This window comes from Planobispora longispora, assembly GCF_016863135.1.
GTDB classification, from domain to species: Bacteria; Actinomycetota; Actinomycetes; order Streptosporangiales; family Streptosporangiaceae; genus Planobispora; species Planobispora longispora.
The window spans coordinates 317,823-338,763 of record NZ_BOOH01000021.1; the positions used below are offsets into that span (position 1 = coordinate 317,823).

At 72.4% G+C, this 20,941-nt stretch carries 20 protein-coding genes and 1 riboswitch; of the genes, 5 read left to right on the forward strand and 15 right to left on the reverse strand.

What is annotated here, in order from left to right; translation table 11 throughout:
* Nucleotide 1: 1 nt before the first annotated feature.
* The 3 genes from glgX to Plo01_RS15400 form a co-directional block, all read right to left on the reverse strand.
* Nucleotides 2-2,122: a glycogen debranching protein GlgX gene (gene glgX, locus Plo01_RS15390; RefSeq protein ID WP_203891245.1), complete on the reverse strand. Its 2,121-nt coding sequence runs from the start codon at nt 2,120-2,122 to the stop codon at nt 2-4.
* Nucleotides 2,123-2,342: 220 nt separating this feature from the next.
* Nucleotides 2,343-2,771: an OsmC family protein gene (locus Plo01_RS15395; protein WP_203891246.1), complete on the reverse strand. Its 429-nt coding sequence runs from the start codon at nt 2,769-2,771 to the stop codon at nt 2,343-2,345.
* Between the two features lie 170 nt (nt 2,772-2,941).
* Nucleotides 2,942-4,387, reverse strand: a complete 1,446-nt coding sequence (locus Plo01_RS15400; protein WP_203891247.1) for an ankyrin repeat domain-containing protein — start codon at nt 4,385-4,387, stop codon at nt 2,942-2,944.
* Nucleotides 4,388-4,463: 76 nt separating this feature from the next.
* On the opposite strand from Plo01_RS15400, the gene Plo01_RS15405 reads away from it, so the two are divergent.
* Complete coding sequence (locus Plo01_RS15405; RefSeq protein ID WP_203891248.1) at nt 4,464-5,192, forward strand: DUF1707 SHOCT-like domain-containing protein; 729 nt, start codon at nt 4,464-4,466, stop codon at nt 5,190-5,192.
* A 40-nt stretch (nt 5,193-5,232) separates the two neighbouring features.
* Here the strand turns inward: Plo01_RS15405 and Plo01_RS15410 are convergent, their stop codons facing one another.
* From Plo01_RS15410 to Plo01_RS40965, 5 genes are all read right to left on the reverse strand, one after another.
* Entirely contained in the window at nt 5,233-5,994 is a 762-nt protein-coding gene (locus tag Plo01_RS15410) for a sirohydrochlorin chelatase (RefSeq protein WP_203891249.1), read from the reverse strand.
* A complete protein-coding gene (locus Plo01_RS15415; protein WP_203891336.1) occupies nt 5,991-6,665 on the reverse strand; it encodes a phosphoadenylyl-sulfate reductase in 675 nt (224 codons plus the stop codon). The genes Plo01_RS15410 and Plo01_RS15415 overlap by 4 nt, the downstream gene beginning before the upstream one ends.
* 213 nt (nt 6,666-6,878) lie before the next feature.
* Nucleotides 6,879-8,561 carry a nitrite/sulfite reductase gene (locus tag Plo01_RS15420; protein ID WP_203891250.1) on the reverse strand — a complete coding sequence of 561 codons (1,683 nt, stop codon included), beginning with the start codon at nt 8,559-8,561 and terminating at the stop codon, nt 6,879-6,881.
* Nucleotides 8,562-8,723: 162 nt separating this feature from the next.
* Complete coding sequence (locus Plo01_RS41315) at nt 8,724-8,813, reverse strand: putative leader peptide (RefSeq protein WP_373294325.1); 90 nt, start codon at nt 8,811-8,813, stop codon at nt 8,724-8,726.
* A gap of 154 nt (nt 8,814-8,967) precedes the next feature.
* Nucleotides 8,968-9,093 carry a hypothetical protein gene (locus Plo01_RS40965; protein ID WP_275415390.1) on the reverse strand — a complete coding sequence of 42 codons (126 nt, stop codon included), beginning with the start codon at nt 9,091-9,093 and terminating at the stop codon, nt 8,968-8,970.
* Between the two features lie 220 nt (nt 9,094-9,313).
* Between Plo01_RS40965 and Plo01_RS15425 the strand changes: the two genes are divergently transcribed.
* From Plo01_RS15425 to rsgA, 3 genes are all read left to right on the forward strand, one after another.
* Nucleotides 9,314-10,315: a YihY/virulence factor BrkB family protein gene (locus Plo01_RS15425; protein ID WP_239316370.1), complete on the forward strand. Its 1,002-nt coding sequence runs from the start codon at nt 9,314-9,316 to the stop codon at nt 10,313-10,315.
* Nucleotides 10,308-10,388, forward strand: a riboswitch (ZMP/ZTP riboswitch). (Overlaps the previous gene by 8 nt.)
* Nucleotides 10,389-10,429: 41 nt before the next feature.
* Nucleotides 10,430-11,686, forward strand: coding sequence for a serine hydroxymethyltransferase (glyA, locus tag Plo01_RS15430; RefSeq protein ID WP_203891252.1), 1,257 nt, complete (start codon nt 10,430-10,432; stop codon nt 11,684-11,686).
* 258 nt (nt 11,687-11,944) lie between these two features.
* Nucleotides 11,945-13,072: a ribosome small subunit-dependent GTPase A gene (rsgA, locus tag Plo01_RS15435; RefSeq protein ID WP_239316372.1), complete on the forward strand. Its 1,128-nt coding sequence runs from the start codon at nt 11,945-11,947 to the stop codon at nt 13,070-13,072.
* 175 nt (nt 13,073-13,247) lie between these two features.
* Here the strand turns inward: rsgA and Plo01_RS15440 are convergent, their stop codons facing one another.
* The 4 genes from Plo01_RS15440 to Plo01_RS15455 form a co-directional block, all read right to left on the reverse strand.
* Complete coding sequence (locus Plo01_RS15440; protein ID WP_203891254.1) at nt 13,248-13,562, reverse strand: WhiB family transcriptional regulator; 315 nt, start codon at nt 13,560-13,562, stop codon at nt 13,248-13,250.
* Between the two features lie 104 nt (nt 13,563-13,666).
* Nucleotides 13,667-14,605, reverse strand: a complete 939-nt coding sequence (locus tag Plo01_RS15445; protein WP_203891255.1) for a ferredoxin family protein — start codon at nt 14,603-14,605, stop codon at nt 13,667-13,669.
* A gap of 93 nt (nt 14,606-14,698) precedes the next feature.
* Nucleotides 14,699-16,309 carry a glycerol-3-phosphate dehydrogenase/oxidase gene (locus Plo01_RS15450; RefSeq protein WP_239316374.1) on the reverse strand — a complete coding sequence of 537 codons (1,611 nt, stop codon included), beginning with the start codon at nt 16,307-16,309 and terminating at the stop codon, nt 14,699-14,701.
* Complete coding sequence (locus Plo01_RS15455; protein WP_203891256.1) at nt 16,306-16,923, reverse strand: TetR/AcrR family transcriptional regulator; 618 nt, start codon at nt 16,921-16,923, stop codon at nt 16,306-16,308. The genes Plo01_RS15450 and Plo01_RS15455 overlap by 4 nt, the downstream gene beginning before the upstream one ends.
* 112 nt (nt 16,924-17,035) lie before the next feature.
* Between Plo01_RS15455 and Plo01_RS15460 the strand changes: the two genes are divergently transcribed.
* Nucleotides 17,036-18,604: an FAD-binding oxidoreductase gene (locus tag Plo01_RS15460; protein WP_203891338.1), complete on the forward strand. Its 1,569-nt coding sequence runs from the start codon at nt 17,036-17,038 to the stop codon at nt 18,602-18,604.
* A gap of 21 nt (nt 18,605-18,625) precedes the next feature.
* On the opposite strand, the gene Plo01_RS15465 is transcribed toward Plo01_RS15460, so the two are convergent.
* The 3 genes from Plo01_RS15465 to Plo01_RS15475 all read right to left on the reverse strand — a co-directional run bounded on the left by Plo01_RS15465 (nt 18,626) and on the right by Plo01_RS15475 (nt 20,931).
* Nucleotides 18,626-19,105 (reverse strand): MSMEG_6728 family protein, encoded by a 480-nt coding sequence (locus Plo01_RS15465; RefSeq protein WP_203891257.1) that lies wholly within the window; start codon nt 19,103-19,105, stop codon nt 18,626-18,628.
* 291 nt (nt 19,106-19,396) lie between these two features.
* On the reverse strand, nt 19,397-20,524 hold the full coding sequence (locus Plo01_RS15470; protein ID WP_203891258.1) for a zinc-dependent alcohol dehydrogenase family protein: 1,128 nt from the start codon (nt 20,522-20,524) through the stop codon (nt 19,397-19,399).
* A complete protein-coding gene (locus tag Plo01_RS15475) occupies nt 20,521-20,931 on the reverse strand; it encodes an acyl-CoA thioesterase (protein WP_203891259.1) in 411 nt (136 codons plus the stop codon). Before Plo01_RS15475 ends, Plo01_RS15470 begins: the two co-directional genes overlap by 4 nt.
* Between the last annotated feature and the right edge of the window lie 10 nt (nt 20,932-20,941).

Sequence of the window (20,941 nt, forward strand, 5' to 3'; positions counted from 1 at the left end):
CCTAGTCCCTGGGGCAGCAGAGGACCTGCATGGAGCGGGAGGTCACCGCGATCACGGACTCCGCCGGCCAGAACTCGTCGGGGAAGGGGTCGTCCCGGGGCATGTCGTCGGCGGTGTCCAGCACCGTCCGCCACGCCGCGCCGTACCGCGCCTCGGGCAGGACGAAGGCCATGTCCTCGTGGTGGCCGTTGATCAGCAGCAGGAACGAGTCGTCCACGATCCGCTCGCCGCGCGGGCCCGGCTCGGTGATGGCCTGGCCGTTCAGGAAGACCCCCAGCGACTTGGCGTACCCGGTGTGCCAGTCGGCCGCCGACATCTCCCCGCCCGACGGGGTGAGCCAGACGATGTCCCGGGTGCCGTCGTCGGACCTGCGCCCGTGGAAGAACCGGCGCCGCTGGAAGACCGGGTGCCCGCGCCGGAGGGCCGAGAGGGTCCTGACGAACTCCAGCAGCTCCTTCTCGGTCCGCGCCAGCGACCAGTCGATCCAGGAGACCTCGTTGTCCTGGCAGTAGGCGTTGTTGTTGCCGCCCTGGGTCCGGCCGAACTCGTCGCCGGCCGTCAGCATCGGCACGCCCTGGGAGAGGAAGAGGGTGGTCAGGAAGTTGCGGCGCTGGCGGCGGCGGAGCCGTACGATCTCGGGATCCTCCACCGGGCCCTCGGCGCCGCAGTTCCACGAGCGGTTGTCGTCGGTGCCGTCCCGGTTGTTCTCGCCGTTGGCCTCGTTGTGCTTGCGGTCGTAGGAGACCAGGTCGTTCAGGGTGAACCCGTCGTGGCAGGTGACGAAGTTGATCGAGGCGACCGGGCGGCGCCCGGAGGAGGCGTACAGGTCGGCCGAGCCGGTCAGCCGGGAGGCGAACTCCGGCAGCGCCGAGCCGCTGCCCCGCCAGAAGTCGCGGACCGTGTCGCGGTACTTGCCGTTCCACTCGGTCCACAGCGGCGGGAAGTTGCCGACCTGGTAGCCGCCGGGACCCACGTCCCACGGCTCGGCGATCAGCTTCACCTGGGAGATCACCGGGTCCTGCTGGATCAGGTCGAAGAACGCGCTCAGCCGGTCGACGTCGTGCAGCTCGCGGGCGAGCGCGGAGGCCAGGTCGAAGCGGAAGCCGTCCACGTGCATGTCCAGCACCCAGTAGCGCAGCGAATCCATGATCAGTTGAAGCGCGTGCGGGGAGCGCACGTTGAGGGAGTTGCCGCAGCCGGTGTAGTCGAGGTAGTAACGCCGGTCGCCGTCGTGCAGCCGGTAGTAGGCGGCGTTGTCGATGCCGCGGAAGCCCAGCGTGGGCCCCATGTGGTCGCCCTCGGCGGTGTGGTTGTAGACCACGTCGAGGATGACCTCGATGTTGGCCTCGTGCAGCGCCTTGACCATGGCCTTGAACTCCAGCACCTGCCCGCCGCGCTGCCCGCTGGAGGCGTAGGCGTTGTGCGGGGCCAGGTAGGCGATGGTGTTGTAGCCCCAGTAGTTCGTCAGCCCGCGGGCGACCATGGCGTGCTCGGGCACGAACTGGTGCACCGGCATCAGCTCCACCGCCGTCACGCCCAGGCCCAGCAGGTGCTCGATGACCGCCGGGTGACCCAGCCCCGCGTAGGTGCCGCGCTGCTCCTCGGGCACCGCGGGGTGGCACATGGTGAGCCCGCGCACGTGCGCCTCGTAGATCACGGTCTGGTGGTACGGCGTGCGGGGGGCGCGGTCGGCGCCCCAGTCGAAGAACGGATTGATCACCACGTTCTTCGGCATGAACGGGGCGCTGTCGCCCCTGTTGCGCGCGCCCGGATCGGTGAAGCGGTAGGAGAACAGCGACTCGTCCCAGACCAGGTCGCCGTCGATCGCCTTGGCGTAGGGGTCGAGGAGCAGCTTGGCGGGGTTGCAGCGGTGCCCGTGGGAGGGATCGTAGGGGCCGTAGACGCGGTAGCCGTACCGCTGGCCCGGCATGACCCCGGGCAGGTAGCCGTGCCAGACGAACCCGTCCACCTCGGGCAGGTCGATCCGTTCCTCGCGGCCGTCCTCACCGAACAGGCACAGCTCGACCCGCTCGGCGACCTCGGAGAACACGGAGAAACTGGTCCCCACGCCATCCCAGGTGCCACCCAGCGGATACGGCTCTCCCGGCCAGACTTCGCGCATTAAACCTGTTCTCCTCCCGTCCGGGGCCGTCGCAGGGTGTTGACCTTCTTGTCACCTTTACCGGGCTCGGGAAACGTGGCGCGCGGGTCCGACCTGGCATTCGGTCCATATCGCCGGGAGAGGGGCGGGTCCGCGCGGCCGTCCCCGGCCCTCCGGACCGTGTCCCGGCCGCGGCCGCGCGCACCCGGACGGGACGCGCGCGACCGCGCCGGGCGGCCGGTCAGCTCAGCAGTTCGGCGTTGAGGCTGATCGTGGTGCCGGTCAGGGCCTTGCTCACCGGGCAGTTGGCCTTGGCGTTCTCGGCCGCGGTCTGGAACTGCTCGGCGGTGATGCCCGGGACCTGGGCGCGGACCGAGATGACGATCCCGGTGATGCCCTCGCCCGGCTGGAAGGTCACATCGGCCTTGGTCTCCACGGACTGCGGCGGGGTGCCCGCCTGGGCCAGCCCGTGGGACAGGGCCATGGAGAAGCAGGAAGAGTGCGCGGCGGCGATGAGCTCCTCGGGGGAGGTCTTGCCGTTGGCCTCCTCGGCCCGCGAGGGCCAGGACACGTCGAACGCGCCCACTCCGGAGGAGTCCAGCGAGACCGTGCCGGAACCGTCGAGCAGCGCGCCCTTCCACTGGGTCGTCGCGGTGCGTGTCGTCGCCATGGCGATATCCCTTCGATCGTTCGGGTGTTCATGGGGTGGATAGGTGTTCATGAGCGAACATACGCCGTCGCGAGAGCGGGATGTCCGGCGGGCCGACGAGACGGCGGATCCGCGGCCGACGGGTCCGCGGCCGCCGGGCCCGCCACGGCGGGCCGACGGCTCCGGCGGTGTCACAGGTCCTCGACGATTCCCCTGGCGTAGTCGTCGTCGCTCTCGGCGAGGACCCGTTCGATCCCCGCCCGCGCCCGCGGGTCGCCCCGTTCGCTCAGGCCCCTGGCCGCCTCGGCCACCGTGCCGAGGTCCGGGTCGGCGAGCCGGGCGGCCAGCGCGTCGCGGATCTGCGGGGTGTCCTCCTCCAGCCCGGCCAGGCTCATGGTCGCCCAGTCGCGGACGTCGTCGTCGGGGTCCTCGGTCATCGAGACGAGCAGCGCGAGCCCCTCGGCGTGACCGGGCGGCAGAACCGCGGCCAGCGCCGCCGGGTCCGCCTCGGTGCGGGTCCACCCCTCGGCCGTGATGATCCCCAGCACCTCGGGCAGGGCGCGCGGGTCGGCGTGGTGGCCGAGCGCCCCGAGCAGCGAGCGCAGCACCCGCTCGTCGCCCTCGGTGACCGCCATCCGCCGCAGGACGGGCAGGGACGCCTCCAGGAAGGGCTTGTCACCCTCGCGGAAACCGAACTGGGCGAGCACGTCGACGGCGAACTCCCGCCTGCGCGGATCCTCGGCCGCGCACATCCGGACGGCGGCGTCGAAGGTCGCGTGGTCGCCGCGGTCGCTCAGCGAGCCCACCACGGTCCACCACGTCTCGGCCTCCTCGTCGGTGTCCCGGTACGGCAGCGCCCGCTCGGCCAGATCCTCGAAGGACGGCCACTGCCCGGTCGCGGCCTCCAGGAGGGTGGCCACCGCCGCGTGACCGCGCTGGCACTCGACCTCGGCCAGGGGCCTGCCCCCGGCGTCCAGGACCGTCAGGGTCACCAGGTCGGTGCCGTCCGCGGCGCGGGTGCGGCCCACCACGACGGGGGTGTCCTCCGTCACGTGATCGGAGACCTGCTCCAGCAGCGCGCTCTCCAACTGGGTGCCGAGCCAGTCGTAGGCGATCGCCAGCGGCGTGTCGCCCTCGCCGTCCGGCCGCGCCGGGTCGGCCCCGGCCTCCAGCAGCGCCCGCACGGAGCCCGGCGCCCCGCGCCGGGCGGCCAGGGTCAGCGCGGTCTCGCCGTGGTCGTTGACGTCCTCGGCGGGTGCTCCGGCGGCCAGGAGCGCGTGCAGCGAGCCGAGGCTCCCCTTGGCGGCGGCCCAGAGCACGGGGCTCCAGCCGTGGCTCTCCCGCCCGGCCGGGGCGGCCCCGGCGGCCAGCAGCGCCTCGACCGCCTCGGTGTGGTCCCAGGAGGCCGCCGCGCACAGGGGCAGTCCCTCGTCCTCCCCGGCGCTGAGCCGGTCGGGGTCGGCCCCGGCGGCCAGCAGCGCCCGTACGATCTCCGTCCGGCCGTTCATCGCCGCCCGATAGAGCGCGGTCCGGGCCGACCCGTCCTTCGGATCCGCGGGGGTGCCCTCCCGGAGCAGGGCCTCGACCCGCTCGGCGTCGTTGTCGTCCACCGCTTCCAGGAGTTCCTCGTATGACATGCGTCCTGATCATAACGAGCGGGTTCCTCCTTCCGGAGGATCCTCTCCGGCGCGCTCTCGCGATATGTTGTGAGTTGTGGATGATCTGGGTGGAATGCGGGCCTCGGACGCCGAGCGCGAGGCCGCCGTCGAGCAACTGCGCGTCGCCTCCGTCGAGGGCCGCCTGACCCTGGGCGAGCTGACCGAGCGCACCGAGGCGGCCTACCTCGCCGTCACCCGCGCCGAGCTCGCGGTCGTCACCTCCGACCTGCCGCAGGCCGGTCACGCGCCCGTCCCCGCACCCGCCGGGCACCCGGAGGGCCGGAAGCGACGCTGGTTCGTGGCCGTCATGGGTGATTCCAAGCGGCGCGGCAAGTGGCGGATCGAACGGGGGATCGGCGCGGTGGCCGTGATGGGCGACGTCGTCCTCGACCTGCGCGACGCCGAGGTCCGCGGGAACGTGGTGGACATCGCCGCCACCGCCGTGATGGGCGACGTGAAGATCATCGTTCCGGACGGGGTGGACGTCGACCTCGAGGGCGTCGCGATCATGGGGGACAAGAAGGTCCGGGTGATCGAGGCGCCCCCGGGCACGAACGTGCCGGTCGTGCGGGTCAAGGCGTTCGCCCTCATGGGCGACGTCAAGGTGATCGGCGACTCCCACGAGCCGGTCAAGAAGTCGTGGGCCGCCTGGCGGGAGCAGTGGCACGAGCTGCGCGGGGAGCTCAAGGAGCTCCGCGGCGACTTCCGCGGCGGGCTCCGGGAGCTCCCGGACGACCCCCGCGACAGGCCGCGCCGGCACGGAGACCACTGGCGCGGGCACTGAAGCCGGGCCAGGCGGCGTCGGACCGGCCGCCGGAGCCGCGCTAGGCGGTGGCGGACCGTTCGCCTGCCTGGAGGGCCTGGTCGTACCGTTCGAGCAGCACGGAGGCGACCTCGGGGGCGGGGCCGAGCACATCCGCCACGATCTCCGCGCCCGCGGCCAGGGTGCGCTCGCGCGTCCTGTCGGCGAAGTAGCCGGGGGCCAGCAGGTAGGGGGAGACAGCCACGCGGGGGGCTCCGGCCTCCAGCAGCCGCCGCACCTCCCGCTCGGGGGCGGGCTCGGCGGCCGAGGCGTAGGCCGCGCTCACCGACCACCAGCCGCGCCGTCCCGCCCAGTCCGCGGCGATCGCGGCGACGGTGGCGTTGGCCCGGCGGTCGCTGGAACCGGCCGAGAACAGGACCACGGCGGTCTCCGGGTCCCCGAGGGGCACCTCCGCCTCGGCCAGGCGCCGCTCCAGGGCGTCGGTCAGCAGCGGGTGCGGGCCGAGCGTCGTGCCCCGGCGCACGCGCAGCCGCGGCTGCCGGGCCGTGACCTCGGCCAGCGCGCCGGGGATGTCCACCCGGCTGTGGTAGGCCTCGGTGAGCAGCAGCGGCAGCACCACCGCCTCGGTCAGACCTGACAGCGCCCCGGCGAGCGTCGGCGCGGAGTGGTCCAGGTAGGCGGCCCGCACGGGGAGGTCCGGCCGTGCGCGCCGTACCTCGTCCAGCAGCTCCTCCACCGTCGTGGCGGCGCGCGGGTCCCGCGACCCGTGCGCCACCGCGACCAGTGGAATCGCCCGTGCGGCGCCGGAGACGTGTCCGATCACAGATGAATGCCGCACTCGATCTTGCCCATCCCGGCCCACCGGCCGCTGCGCGGGTCCTCTCCCGGCGCGACCTGGCGGGTGCAGGGCGCGCAGCCGATCGAGGGGTAGTCGTCGTAGTGCAGCGGGTTGATCAGCACGCCGTTGTCGGCCATGTAGTTGTCGACGTCGTCCTGCGTCCACCGGGCGATCGGGTTGATCTTGACCATCTGCCGCTTGGCGTCCCACTCCACGACCTTGGTCCCGGCGCGGGTGGCGGACTCGTCCCGGCGGATGCCGGAGACCCAGGCGAGGTACGGCTCCAGCGCGCGGTTGAGCGGCTCGACCTTGCGCAGGTAGCAGCAGAGGTCGGGGTTGCGCCCGAACAGCCGCGGGCCCAGGTCGCGCTCCTGCTCGGCCACCGTCCTGGACGGCTTGACGTCGATCACGTTGACGTCGTAGACCTGCTTGACCGCGTCACGGGTGCCGATCGTCTCGGCGAAGTGGTAGCCGGTGTCGATGAAGAGCACGTCCACGCCCGGCTTGACCCGGCTGACCAGATCGATCATGAGCGCGTCGCTCATCGACGCGGTCAGGCAGAGCCGGTCGCCGAAGGTCGCCGCCGCCCAGCGGATGATCTCGATGGCCGGGGCGTCCTCCAGGAAGCGCGCGGCCGACTCGACGATGTCCTGCATGTCGAGCGCGCCGCGCTGCTGCCGTAACCCGATTTCGACGTCCACCAGTGCCGTCATGACGTTCGCACTCCAATTCCGAGAAACTTCAGCTTGAAAGCGCGGGCGCACGAGCGGCAGTACCAGCCGCCGTCGCCCTCGTAGGGCTCCAGGTCCTCTTCGCCGCAGTAGGGGCAGTGGAAGGGGACCGCTCGCTCGCTCATCGTCCGGTCCCGCTCACTTGAGGTCCGCGTCGTCGGCGCGCTGGACCCACTCGGAGAACGTCTCGCCCTCGTTCTTCTGCTTGTCGAAGTTGCGCAGGACCCGCTCGACGTAGTCGGGCAGCTCCGCGGCGGTGGCCTTCAGGCCGCGGACCTTGCGGCCGAAGCCGGCGTTGACGCCCAGCGAGCCGCCCAGGTGGATCTGGAAGCCCTCGACCTGCTCGCCCGCGTCGTTCACCACGAGCTGGCCCTTGAGGCCGATGTCGGCGGTCTGGATGCGGGCGCAGGAGTTCGGGCAGCCGTTGACGTTGATGGTCAGCGCGTCGGTGAAGTCCGGCAGCCGGGCCTCCAGCTCGTCGATGAGGTTCGAGGCCGTGGCCTTGGTCTCGACGATCGCCAGCTTGCAGTACTCGATGCCGGTGCAGGCCATGGTCTGGCGGCGGAAGGTGGAGGGGTTCACCCGCAGGTCGTTGGCCTCCAGCTCGGCGACGACGCCGTCCACCCGGTCGGGGGCGACGTCGAGGATGACCATCTTCTGCTCGACCGTGGTGCGGATCCGGCCGGAGCCGTGCCGCTCGGCGATGTCGGCGATCAGGTGCAGCTTGTCGCCGTCGAGGCGGCCGACCCGCGGCGCGAAGCCGACGTAGAAGTTGCCGTCCTTCTGCGGGAAGACGCCCACGTGGTCGCGGCGGCCGCCGCGCGGCAGCTCGGGCGCGGGGCCGTCGGGCAGGGTGTAGCCGAGGTACTCCTTCTCCAGGACCTCGCGGAACTTCTCCGCGCCCCAGTCGTTGACCAGGAACTTGATCCGGGCCCGGTGGCGCAGGCGGCGGTAGCCGTAGTCGCGGAAGATCCCGATCACGCCGCCGTAGACCTCGGAGGCCTGCTCGGGGGTGACGAAGACGCCCAGCCGCTTGGCCAGCATCGGGTTGGTCGACAGGCCGCCGCCCACCCACAGGTCGTAGCCGCGCTCGCCGTGCTCGTTGACGACGCCGACGAAGGCCACGTCGTTGATCTCGTGCACCGTGCAGTGCGCCGGGCAGCCGGAGAGCGCCGACTTGAACTTGCGCGGCAGGTTGGAGTACTCGGGGTTGCCGATGAAGTCGTCCTGGATCCGGTGGATCTCCGCGGTGGCGTCGATGACCTCGTCGGTGTCGATGCCGGCCAGCGGGCAGCCGATGATGACGCGCGGGGTGTCGCCGCAGGCCTCGGTGGTGGACAGGCCCACCGCCTCCAGCCGCTCCCAGATGTCGGGGACGGACTCGATCTCGATCCAGTGCAGCTGGATGTTCTGCCGGTCGGTGACGTCGGCGGTGCCGCGGCCGTACTCGTTGGAGATGTCGGCGATGACGCGCAGCTGCTCCAGGGTGAGCTGCCCGCCGTCGATCCGGACGCGGAGCATGAAGTAGCGGTCGTCGAGCTCCTCCGGCTCCAGCACCGCGGTCTTGCCGCCGTCGATCCCGGGCTTGCGCTGGGTGTAGAGCCCGTACCAGCGCATCCGTCCGCGAAGGTCGGCCGGGTCGATGGAGTCGAAGCCGGCCTTGGAGTAGATGTCGATGATCCGCTGACGGACGTTGAGCCCGTCGTCGTTCTTCTTGTTCTCCTCGTTCTTGTTCAGCGGCTCGCGGTAGCCGAGAGCCCACTGACCTTCGCCGCGGGGGCGCTTGTGGTGGCGGTTAGCCGTACGGGCCGGGGTCGTCATGTGCGCGTCCTTTAATCGGATCGTGTGGATGATTTCCGGGCACGCGCAGGCACCTCCCGCCTCGTCGTTGAGTGCGGGGGAGAGTCGTTCGGAGCGGGATCACTCAGAAAGCTGGACGCCTGTCACGGGCCCGAGCTGCATGAAATCAGCGAGGGGCGACGGTCAACGGACGTCACAACAGATGGCGCTGCGGACACGCAGAAGGTCGACGTGGCGTCGCACGACGAGCATGGGGTCCGCTGGCATGTCCATGACGATACCTTGGCGGCCCGAGATGTCCAATATCAGGTCCACACTCTGGACGCGCGGCACGTAGCGGGCACAGACCACCACGCGGAGCCACGGCCTGGGACGCGTCCGCGCGAGACGGCCGGACGGCGCCCCCCGGAGTGCGGAAGGACGGTCCCTAGCCCTGGCGGGGCCAGTCCAGCGGCGACTCCCGCGGCTCCGCGGGGTCCTGGTGCTGGCAGTCGCACCACGACCCGCCCCGGCACTCCTCGTGACGGCGGTCCTTGCACTCTCGGCAGATCATGTCTCCAATTGTGCGCCCGGTCCCCCCGCCGAGTCCTCCTGTGGCCGGTGTCCTCTCATCCGCCCCGCGCGGCTCCGGCCGTCTCCCGTCCCTCCTCTCCCGCGTGTTCCACCGGGGACTCCCCGTGTTTCACCGCAGGTGACCGGGGCAGTGAACACGAGGTCAGGTCATCGATGATCGGACTCGTGATAGCGGGCGGCAGGGAATACCGTTGTGTGGCATGACGTCCACCGATGCCTCGACGCGGCGCTCCGGCTCCGGCAAGCGCCGGCCGCGCTGGGCCCACTCCAGGCTGCGGCGGCACAGCACCAGGCTGAAGGCCGGTCTGTCGTGGGTGCGGGGCACCGACACCTGGGCGTTGCTCGTCGCGACGACCAACGCGGGCATCACCTACCGCGTCACCGGACTGGCCGGTGAGGCGGCGTTCTTCGCGCTGCTGTCGCTGCCGCCGTTCGTGCTCGGCCTGATCGGCGTGGTCGGCCAGCTCACCAAGGTGTTCGGCCCGGAGACCGTGCAGGACGTCAGAACCTGGATCGACACCCAGGCGCACCTGCTGTTCACCGACAACGCCGTGGACAGCGTCGTCACCCCGCTCATCTCCGACGTGCTGAAACCGGAGAACCAGGTCTCGCTGATCTCGCTGGGCTTCGTTCTGGCGCTCTGGTCGGGCTCGCGGGCGCTGTTCGTCTACGTGGACCTGATCTCGGTGGCGTACGGCCTCGGTGAGGAGCGCGGGATCATCCGCACCCGCCTGATGTCCTTCGGGCTCTACCTCGCGGGCCTGTTGAGCGGGCTGTTCGTCATGCCCGTCCTGGTGCTGGGGCCCGCGGCGCTGCAGAGCACGCTGCCGCCGGACTACACCATGCTCGTGGACGTCCTCTACTGGCCGGTGGTCGTCATCGGCTCGGTCTTCTTCCTCACGCTCCTGTACCACGTGAGCGTCCCGGTGCGCACCCGCTGGTGGCGGGAGATGCCCGGGGCCGTGCTGGCGCTCATCATCTGGATCGCCTGCGCCGCCGTGCTGCGCGAGGTGCTCGCCGCCTGGTTCTCGCCGGTCTCCATCTACGGCTCGCTGGCCGCGCCGATCGCGGTTCTCCTGTGGCTCTACATCACCGCGCTCGCGGTGCTCATCGGGGCCATCCTCAACGCCGAAGTCGACCGGCTCTGGCCCGCGGACGGCACCGGCCGCCTCGGAAAGGGAGACAGGTCCGCTATCGTCTAAGCGCGACTGGCGCATTGGGTGGGCTACCACCGGGGAGCGGAAAGGGCGGAGGCCGCGCGCCTGGGTCTTCCGCGTTGTCAGCGAATGTCAACGATGACAGGGAGTGAAGGCGCCGTGAGTTCTCTTTCCAGTGTCGACCCGCAGATCGCCGAGCTCGTCAAGGCCGAGGAGCGCCGGCAGTCCGACACCGTCAAGCTGATCGCCTCGGAGAACTACGTCTCCAAGGCGGTGCTCGAAGCGACGGGGACCGTCCTCACCAACAAGTACTCCGAGGGCTACCCCGGCAAGCGCTACTACGAGGGCCAGCAGGTCATCGACCAGATCGAGACCCTGGCCATCGAGCGGGCCAAGTCGCTGTTCGGCGTGAACCACGCCAACGTCCAGCCCTACTCGGGCTCGCCCGCGAACCTCGCCGTCTACATGGCCTTCCTCAGCCCGGGCGACACCGTGATGGGCATGGGCCTGCCCTTCGGCGGCCACCTCACCCACGGCTGGTCGGTCTCGGCCACCGGCAAGTGGTTCAACCCGGTCCGGTACGGCGTGCGCAAGGACACCGGCCGCGTCGACATGGACGAGGTCCGCGAGATCGCCCTGCGCGAGCGTCCCAAGCTGATCTTCTGCGGCGGCACCGCGATCCCGCGCACCATCGACTTCCCGGCCTTCGCCGAGATCGCCCGCGAGGTCGGCGCCGTCCTCGCGGCCGACATCGCGCACATCGCCGGCCTCGTCGCCGGCGGCGCCCACCCGTCGCCGGTCGGCCACGCCGACGTCATCTCCACCACGACGCACAAGACGCTGCGCGGCCCCCGCGGCGCCATGCTCATGGCCACCTCCGACGAGCACGCCGCCGCGCTGAACAAGGCGGTCTTCCCCGGCCTGCAGGGCGGCCCGCACAACCACACCACCGCGGCCATCGCGGTGGCGCTCAAGGAGGCCGCCACCGACGACTTCAGGGCCTACGCCCACCAGGTCGTCGCGAACGCCCGGGCGCTGGCCGAGGAGCTGGCCGCCCGCGGGTTCGACCTGGTCTCCGGCGGCACCGACAACCACCTGATCCTGATGGACCTGACCCCCAAGGGCATCGGCGGCAAGCCCGCCGCGCAGGCGCTGGACCGGGCGGGCCTGGAGACCAACTACAACACCGTGCCGTTCGACACGCGCAAGCCGTTCGACCCCTCGGGCATCCGGATCGGCACCGCCGGCGTGACCAGCCGGGGTATGGGCGAGGACGAGATGCGCCAGATCGGCGCCTGGATCGACCAGGTCGTCACCGCGCTGGCCAAGGGCGAGGACGAGGCCGAGCACGCCGTCACCCGCGTCGCGGGCGAAGTGCGCGAGCTGACCTCCCGCTTCCCGGCCCCGGGTCTGTAGGGCGCGTGCGCTCCGGAGGCCGGGCGGGAGGGATGTCCCCCCGGCCTCCGGGCGCCCGCGTTAATCGTTTGTGATCGCGAGCCGGACCTGCGCTATAGTTGGTCCGGCTTCGCCGCTCCGTCGCAGGGGCGGCCACGACATCGGGAGGTGAGGACTATGCGGGTCTTTCTGACGACCATGCCGTCCGTCAACCTCCGGGTGTCCGCCTAGCTCGTCTCCGACACGGGACACCCGGCTTTCGAAGCCTCACAAAAGGGTGTGTCCACGTTGTCCTCACCAGTTCTGTCTGGTTCCTACGATCTCTCCTCGCTCGGCTGGAACGACTCCCTCGCCACCGAGCTCCCCACCGGTACGATCCCCGCCCGGGTGTCCCGCGTCGACCGCGGCGCCGCCGAGGTGCTCTGCGCCGACGGTCATCTCCAGGTCCACTACAGTGCCCGGGTGCGCCGGGCCGCCGCCGACGACCCGGTGGCCCTGCCCTGCGTGGGCGACTGGGCCGCGCTCCGGCAGTTGCCCGAGGGGCGCTTCGAGCTGGAGGCGCTGCTGCCGCGCCGCACCGCCTTCGTCCGCGGCGGGGTGGGCCGCACCTCGCGGGGCGGCCTGTCCGACGACTCCCAGGGGCAGGTGCTCGCCGCCAACGTCGACGTCGTCTTCGTGGCCGAGCCCGCCCTGCACGCCACCGACACCGCGGACCTGGGCCGGATCGAGCGGCTGCTCGCGCTGGCCTGGGAGAGCGGCGGGCAGCCGGTGGTGCTCATCACCAAGGCGGATCTCCTCAGCGAGAGCCTGGAGTTCCTGCTGGACGAGGTCGCCACGGCCGCGCCCGGCGTCGACGTGCACGCGGTCTCCTCCCTCACCGGGGAGGGCGTGGAGATCGTCCGCGGCTACCTGGGCGGCACCCGCACCGCCGTGGTGCTGGGCGCCTCGGGCGCGGGAAAGTCGACTCTGGTCAACGCCCTCGCGGGGGCGGAGGTGATGGAGACCCAGCAGGTCCGCGCCGGTGACGGCAGGGGGCGGCACACCACCGTGCACCGGGAGCTCATCCCGCTCGACGGCGGCGGCCTCGTCATCGACACGCCGGGCATCCGCCGCATCGGCCTGTACGACATGGGCGAGGGCGTGGACATGGTCTTCGCCGACATCGAGGAGCTGGCCGCGCGGTGCAGGTTCGCCGACTGCGCCCACGCCACCGAGCCCGGATGCGCGGTCATCGCCGCGATCGAGGACGGCACGCTCCCCGAACGCCGGCTGGCCAGCTGGAACAAGCTGCAGCGGGAGGCGGCGTGGATGGCCTCACGCACCGACGCGCGGCTCCGCAAGGAGCTGCAGAACAGGTGGAAGGTCATCCACAAGGAGATGCGGAAGCCGGGGCGCAACCGTCCGTAAGGGGAGGACGGAGCGCGGCCGTCCGGAAGCGGGGACCGGAAGGCCGTGAGGGGAGACCGGAAGGTGCCCGCTCCTGACCGGGGCGGGCCCGCCGGGCCTCGACACGAAACAGCGTGTGATCTCGCAGGACGTCAGCGAGATCACACGTTGCGAGGGAAGCCGGGTGGAGGTTGTATCAGGCGACGGCGCTGATGCCGGCGCTGGCGGCGCGGCGCATGCGACGACGGCGCTCGGAGGCGCGCTCGTCCTCGTTCAGCCCGCCCCAGGTGCCGTACTTCTCCGGACGGGACAGCGCGTAGTCAAGGCACTCGGCGCGAACGGGGCACTGGCCGCAGATGGCCTTGGCCTTACGCTCGCGGATGTCACGCTCGGGCTGACGCTCACCATCGGGACCGAAGAAGAGCACAAGGTCCTCACCCCGGCACGCGGCGTCATCCTGCCAGCCCCAGCTGGGGCGAGGACGGGCGATCTGCCGACGTACCTGAGACATGAGAAAACCACCTTCTAGTGAGAAGTATTTCGGGTTACTACCGCATTGGACGCTTTTGACGTCCCTGGAGCCAACGCGTGGATCGACCGCGATGTTCCCTCTAATCAGGTCAGAGCGGGCGTGGCGTACAGCACAGGCGTGAGCCTGTCCAGCGCGACCAGCCGATAGGTGGTGATCGTGTCGGCGCAAGCCGTACCACATGGCGTTGGCAACGTCATGGGTTCAACCACTACCCGAAAACGGGCGTCGCCACCGAGCACGATGACTTCGGTGACGTCGCCGTCCGACCTGGAGGACTCCGCGGCCACTCCGCCGACCGAGAGCTCTCCCGTGTGGGAACGGACAAAGTGCTCGGCGGCTTGCAGCGGCTCTGGGATGCCTGCGCGTCCCCGGAAACGGTCGAGAATCACCTCGCCGGACCGGTACGCGTCGGCTGCTGCGATCGCAGCAGCCTGAGACATGCTGCCGTAGTAGAGCCCGTGTGGCAAGCACACGAGATTGGCGGCGTATCGATCGCCGCCAACATGTGATGTTTCCCATACTCTGTCCGGCAAAACCTCTGCCAGTGAACGAGCGAGGGGAAGTCCAATGCGGGCGCAGCACGCGTTGCGCTTGGCGTGCGTACAGACCAGGAAAACCGGCTCACTTACAAGTATGCAGGACTCCGGGAGCACTCCGGCCACCAGAGCGTCCAGGTCAAGATCGTCCGCACTCTCGATGACGGCCTCGGCGATCCAGGGCTCGGCGGCCGTGGAGTCGGCGACCATGACGTATATGTCCTGGTCCACGGGGGTCCTGCGGCCGGGGCGGCGGATGAGCTGGGGCCGGATCCCGAGGCTCGCGGCCCTTTTGATAAGGGTGTGGACGTCCTCGGGCAGCCGGCAGTCTTCCAGGTGGGACGCCCACGGGCCGGGATGCTCGATGAGCAGCCAGTGGCGGGCCCCGACCGTCGCGCTGGCGTGGACGGGCAGGCCGCCGGTATGGCAGCCGGAGGGGTGCGCGCACCCCTTGACCGCCCTGCCGGGAACGTTCGCCGTCGTCACACACTCCCCCTATCCAGTCTTAGGTAAGACTAACCTAACGGATACAAGGGTCTGGGATGGGGGGTGAAGACTCCCAAGGGTGGGTAAAGACCTCTATTCCTCGTAGGTGAGGGCCGCCTCCGCCGCGGGGAGCGCCGCCTCCCGGTCGCCGGGGACCAGCCCGATCCGGGTCCGCCGGTCCAGCAGGTCCGAGGCGTCCAGCGCCCCCTCGTGCCGGACCGCCCAGACGAGCTCGGCCAGGGTGACCCCGGTCGGCAGCGGCTCTGCCAGCGCCGGGTCCCGCTCCGCCAGCGCGCGCACGTCCCGCGCCTCGCTCCCGTAGCGCTCCACCAGCCGCGCGGGCGCGCCGGAGCCGGGGCCCACCGGTCGCGCGGGCGCCCCGGCTCCGGCGGGGAGGGCGCCGACCAGGGGCAGCCGCGCCGTACGGCTCCCGCCGGCCCCCAGTCCGCGCAGCCGGACGGCGCGGTCCACCGCCTCCTCGGCCATCCGCCGGTAGGTGGTCAGCTTGCCGCCCACGATGGTGACCACCCCGTCCGCGGAGGTGAGCAGCGCGTGCTTCCTGGACAGGTCGGCGGTGCGCGCCACGCGTCCCCCCGCGCGTTCCTCCGCGGCCAGCAGCGGGCGCAGCCCGGCGAAGGTCCCGGCCACCTCCTCGCGGCGGACCGCCGTGCCCAGCACCGAGTTGAGCACGCCGAGCAGGAACGTCACGTCCTCCTCCGGGGCCTCGGCGACGTCCGGGACCGGCCCCTCCACCGGCTCGTCGGTCAGGCCGACGTAGATCCGCCCGTCGGCCTGGGGGAGGACCAGCGCGAAGCGGTTGCTCTCCCCGGGGATCGGGACGTGCAGCCCGGCCCGCAGCCCCGGCAGGGTCTCCGGCCGCAGCACCAGGTGGGTGCCGCGCGAGGGCCGCAGCCGGATGGCCGGATCGAGCCCGGCGGCCCAGACCCCCGCGGCGTTGATCACCGCTCTCGCCCGGATCGTGAAGGTCTCCCCGGTGAGCTCGTCCCGGACCCGCGCCTCCCGGCCGCCGAGCTCCAGCGCCCGGCACCGGGTCAGGATCCTGGCGCCGTGCGCGGCGGCCGTCCTGGCCAGCGCGACCACCAGCCGGGCGTCGTCGATCAGCCGCCCGTCCCAGGAGAGCAGGGCCCCGCGCAGGCCGTGCGGGCTCAGCGGGGCGGCGAGCTCCAGGGCCCGGGAGGCGGAGATCCGCGAGGGGCCGGGCAGCAGGCGGTGCGGGGTGCCGGCCGCGATGCGCAGCCCGTCGCCGAGCCGGTAGCCGGCCATCACCGTCGCCGCCTGCGCGGAGGAGACCGCCGGGGTCAGCGGGAGCAGGTACGGCTGCGCCCGCACCAGGTGCGGCGCGGTGCGCCGGAGCAGCACGCCGCGCTCGACGGCGCTCTCGTAGGCCACCCCGACCTGCCCCTTGGCGAGGTAGCGCAGGCCGCCGTGGATCATCTTGGAGCTCCACCGGGAGGTGCCGAAGGCGAGGTCGCAGGCGTCGATCGCGGCCACCGACAGGCCGCGCGAGGCGGCGTCGAGTGCGGCTCCCGCGCCGGTGGCGCCCAGCCCGACCACCAGCACGTCGACGGTCGGGCCGCCGGCCAGCTCGGCGAGCTCGCGGGAGCGGCGGGCGGCGTTGAGGGAGGACGCGGCGTCCAGGGGGGACTTCGCGCCGGCGGGATCGAGGGGGGACGGGGGCTTCACGGCGTCAGATACCTCTCCAGGAGTGCGGTCAGCTCGGCGTCCAGTTCCTCTTCGGTGACCGGGTCGAGCATGGTGGGGCCGGAGATCAGGAAGGACTGGGCGGTCAGCAGCACGGCTCTGGCCATGGCCACGGGGTCGCCGGGCCGTACGGCGCCCCGCTCCTGGCCCCGCGTGATGCCGAGCTCGACCAGGGCGAGCATGGCGTCGTGGCTGGAGCCCCTGCGGTCCAGCAGGTACGGCAGGAGCAGCTCCGGGTCCACCTCGACGATCTTGCGCCAGAGCGGGTGCCCGCGCAGCGCCCGCACCACCCCGGCCGCGGCGGGGACCGGGTCCTCGGTGGCGAAGCGCCCCGCGACGAGCACCCACTCGCGGGTCATCAGGTCGGCGACCAGGCTGCGCACGTCTGGCCAGTGGCGGTAGACGGTCATCCGGGACACCCCGGCCCGGCGCGCCACGTCGGTGAGCGTGGTGCGCCGCACCCCGACCGCGAGCACCACCTCGCGCGCCGCGTCGAGGACGGCGTCGCCGCGGCCCTCGCGGACGTCGGGCCCGCGGGGGGGCTCGCCGGGGTCCTCGTCGTGATCACTGACCGTATTGTGACGAATGGACGCCATATGTCACAGTGTAGGGGTGGAAACTCATCGTGCGGAAGCAGTGACCCCGGCCGGAACGGCGGACCGGGCGGTCCCGGAGGCCCCGGCGACTCCGGTCGCCGCCGCCGAACCGATGCTCTGGTCCGGCTGGGGCGATCCCGCCCGGGCCGCCGACCTGCCCGAACCGGTCCGCAAACTGCTCCAGGACATCCTGGGCGTGCGCGCGCCCGAGGCGCCGCCGGTGAACCTGGAGGAGGTGCGGCTGCCCGCCGCGACGCTCCCCGCCGCCGTCCTCGCGGAGCTGGAGTCCGTCCTCGGCGCCGGGAACGTCCGCTCCGGCGACGAGGCCCGCGTCCGCCACACCCGGGGCAAGTCCACCCCCGACCTGATGCGCATGCGCGCCGGGGACGGCTCCGACGCCCCCGACGCCGTGCTGCTGCCCGGCTCGCACGACGAGGTGCTGGAGCTGCTGCGGATCTGCGCCGCGCACCGGGTCGCGGTGGTCCCGTTCGGCGGGGGCACCTCGGTCGTCGGCGGACTGACGCCGGCGCGTGAGGGGCATGCCGGGGTCGTCGCCCTCGACCTGGCCCGGCTCAACCGGCTCGTCTCGGTGGACGCCGAGTCGATGGTCGCGGAGCTGGAGCCGGGTCTGCGCGGGCCGCAGGCCGAGGAACTGCTGGCCGCCCACGAGCTCACCCTGGGGCACTTCCCGCAGTCGTTCGAGTACGCCACGCTGGGCGGCTTCGCCGCGGCCCGCTCCAGTGGCCAGGCCTCGGCCGGGTACGGCCGCTTCGACGACATGGTCGTCGGCATGACCGTGGCCACCCCGCGCGGCACCCTCGACCTCGGCCGCGCGCCCAAGTCCGCCGCCGGGCCCGACCTGCGCCAGGTGATCCTCGGCTCCGAGGGCGCCTTCGGGGTGATCACCTCGCTCCGGCTCCGGGTGCGCCGGGCCCCGGCCGTGCGGATCTACGAGGGCTGGCGGTTCGACTCCTTCGCCGCCGGCCGGGCGGCGCTGCGCCGCCTGGCCCAGGACGGCCCGCTCCCGACCGTGCTGCGCCTGTCCGACGAGACCGAGACGATGATCGGCCTGGCCAAGCCGGGCGAGCTCGGCGGCATGTCGTCGGGCGCGGGCTGCCTGGTGATCGCCGGCTACGAGGGCGATCCGCAGGAGGCCGCCGAGCGCCGCGAGCGGGCCGCCGCGGTCCTGGCCGGCCTCGGCGGGACCTGCCTGGGCGCCGAGCCCGGCGAGTCCTGGGCGCACGGCCGCTACTCGGCCCCCTACCTGCGCGACTCCCTGCTCGCCGCGGGCGCCACGGTGGAGACCCTGGAGACCGCCGGGTTCTGGTCCGCCCTGCCGCGCCTGTACGACGCCGTACGGCTCGCGCTGCACGGCGCGCTCGGCTCGCCGCTGGTGATGTGCCACATCTCCCACGTGTACGGCGCCGGCGCCTCGCTCTACTTCACGGTCGTCACGGCCCAGAGCGAGGACCCGCTCGCCCAGTGGGAGGCCGCCAAGCGCTCGGTCAACGAGGCGATCGTCGCCGCGGGCGGCACGATCTCCCACCACCACGGCGTCGGCCGCGACCACCGCGACGCCTACGCCGCCGAGATCGGCGAGCTGGGCGTGGAGATCCTGCGCGGGATCAAGGAGCGCCTCGACCCCGAGGGCGTCCTCAACCCCGGCGTGCTCATCCCCTGAGGCCGCGCCCCCGCCGGACGGTCACCCGGGCGGCGGGGGAGTGCGGTCGGAGGCCGGCCAGACGTAGGGCAGGTCGTCCGGCTCGTCGCCGAAGATCGGGCGGTAGTGGTCCGGGAGCTTGCGCAGCAGGGACGACCGGTGACTGAGGTGGAAGGCGGGATCGCCCAGCCAGGGCGGCAGCTCGCCCGCCGTCCCGAGCAGCTCCTGGGAGCGCGGGACGCCGACGCCGCGGCGCTCGGTCAGCTCCCGGGCCAGCGTCTCCGCGCAGGTGTCGGCCCGTCCCAGGGAGCACCAGTGCCCGCACACCTCCAGGCCGTACCTGACCAGGGCCTCCTCGTAGCCGGTCCACATCCGCACCGCCGGGTGGTTGCGCCAGCCGTACCCGGGCACGGTCAGCGCGCGCAGCACCTGGATCGTCTCGACCCGCTGCTTGCCGAGCCGCAGCGGGTCCAGGACCCGCGCGGTGGCGGCGAAGTCGGGATAGGGGAGGAAGGTCTGCATCGCCGTCCTCGGGTCAGGGCTCGGGTACGGCACGCCCCGGGCGGGGTCCGGATGCCGCGCCGGGGTCGGTCCGCCGGCCGTGCCAGGCGTGTACCCGCCCGGGCGCCGGCCACGCGGGCCGGCGGGGAAAGCGCCGCCGGGCGACGGGTCAAATGTCCGCCGCCACTCGAACGTCCCCCCGCCGCCCCGCCGTCACACCCCGCGGCGTCACACCCCGGGCCGTCGCGCCCCGCTCGATCCGGCTCCCTTCCGGGCCCCGGGGACCCCTCGGTCCGGGCCTCCGGGGGCTCCTCAGAAGACGATCACCTGGCGGACGGCCTCGCCGGTGTGCAGGCGGTCGAAGCCCTCGTTGACCTCGTCCAGGGTCAGCCGGTGCGACAGCAGCGCGTCCACCGGCAGGATCCCGGCCCGGTACATGTCGACGAAGCGCGGCACGTCCCGGCGGGGCACGCACGAGCCCAGGTAGCTGCCCCGGAGCGTGCGCTCCTCGGCGACCAGGCTGAGCGCGGGCAGGACCAGCTCGCGGGAGGGGTCGGGCAGGCCGACGGTCACCGTGGTGCCGCCCCGGGCCGTGGCGCGGTAGGCCTGCTCCAGGACCGGGACCACCCCGGTGGTGTCGACGACCTTCTCGGCCCCGCCGCGGGTGATCTCCCTGATCTCCTCCACGGCGTCCGGGCCGCCCGCGACGGTGTGCGTCGCGCCGAGCTCGCGGGCCAGTTGCAGCTTGGACTCCACCACGTCCACCGCGACCAGGGTCGCCGCGCCGGCGGCCTTGGCCGCCAGCAGCGCGGCCAGCCCGACCCCGCCCAGGCCGAACACCGCGACGCTGTCGCCGGGCGCGACCTCGGCGCTGTAGAAGGCGGCGCCCGCGCCGGTCAGGACGGCGCAGCCGAACAGGGCGGCGATCTCCGCGGGCAGCTCGGGGTCGACCTTGACCGCGGAGCGGGCCGACACGACCGTGTACTCGGAGAAGGCCGAGACGCCGAGGTGGTGCCAGGGGCGGCCGCCGTCGGCGTCGGCGAAACGCAGCCCGCCGCCGAGCAGGGTGCCGCTCCCGTTGGCCGCCGCGCCCGGCTCGCACAGCGCGGGACGGCCCCCGGCGCAACGCGGGCAGTGCCCGCAGGCCGGGACGAACGCCAGCACCACGTGGTCGCCCGGGGCGAACTCGGTGCCCTCGCCGGCCTCCACGACCTCGCCCGCCGCCTCGTGCCCGAGGGCCATCGGCAGCGGCCGGGGCCGGGAGCCGTTGATCACCGAGAGGTCGGAGTGGCACAGGCCCGCCGCCCGCACCCGGATCAGCAGCTCCCCGGGGCCGGGCGGGTCGAGCGTCAGCGGCATGACCCGCAGCGGGCGCGAGTCCGCGTAGGGGGCCGGGCGGCCCGACTCCACCAGGACGGCCGTGCGGGTGGACGTGCTCATTCGTCGATCACCAATTTCTCCATGGCGGCGCGCAGCGGCGCCGGGATCTCGGCGGGCCTGCGGGTCTCCCGGTCCACGAAGACGTGGACGAAGTGGCCCTCCGCCACGACGGTCTCGCCGTCCTCGCGGAACAGGCCGAGCTCGTAGCGGACGCTGGAGCGGCCCAGCTTCCCGATCCGGAGCCCGACCCGGACGGCCTCGGGGAAGGAGATCGAGGCCTTGTAGAGGCAGTGCGACTCCACGCACAGGCCGATGACGTCGCCCTCGTGGATGTCCAGGCCCGCGGTCCTGATCAGCCACGTGTTGATCACCGTGTCCATCAGCGAGTAATGGACGGCGTTGTTCATGTGGCCGTAGACGTCGTTGTCCTTCCACCGTGTGGGGACGGTCTCCCAGTGCGCGTACACGGACAGAACT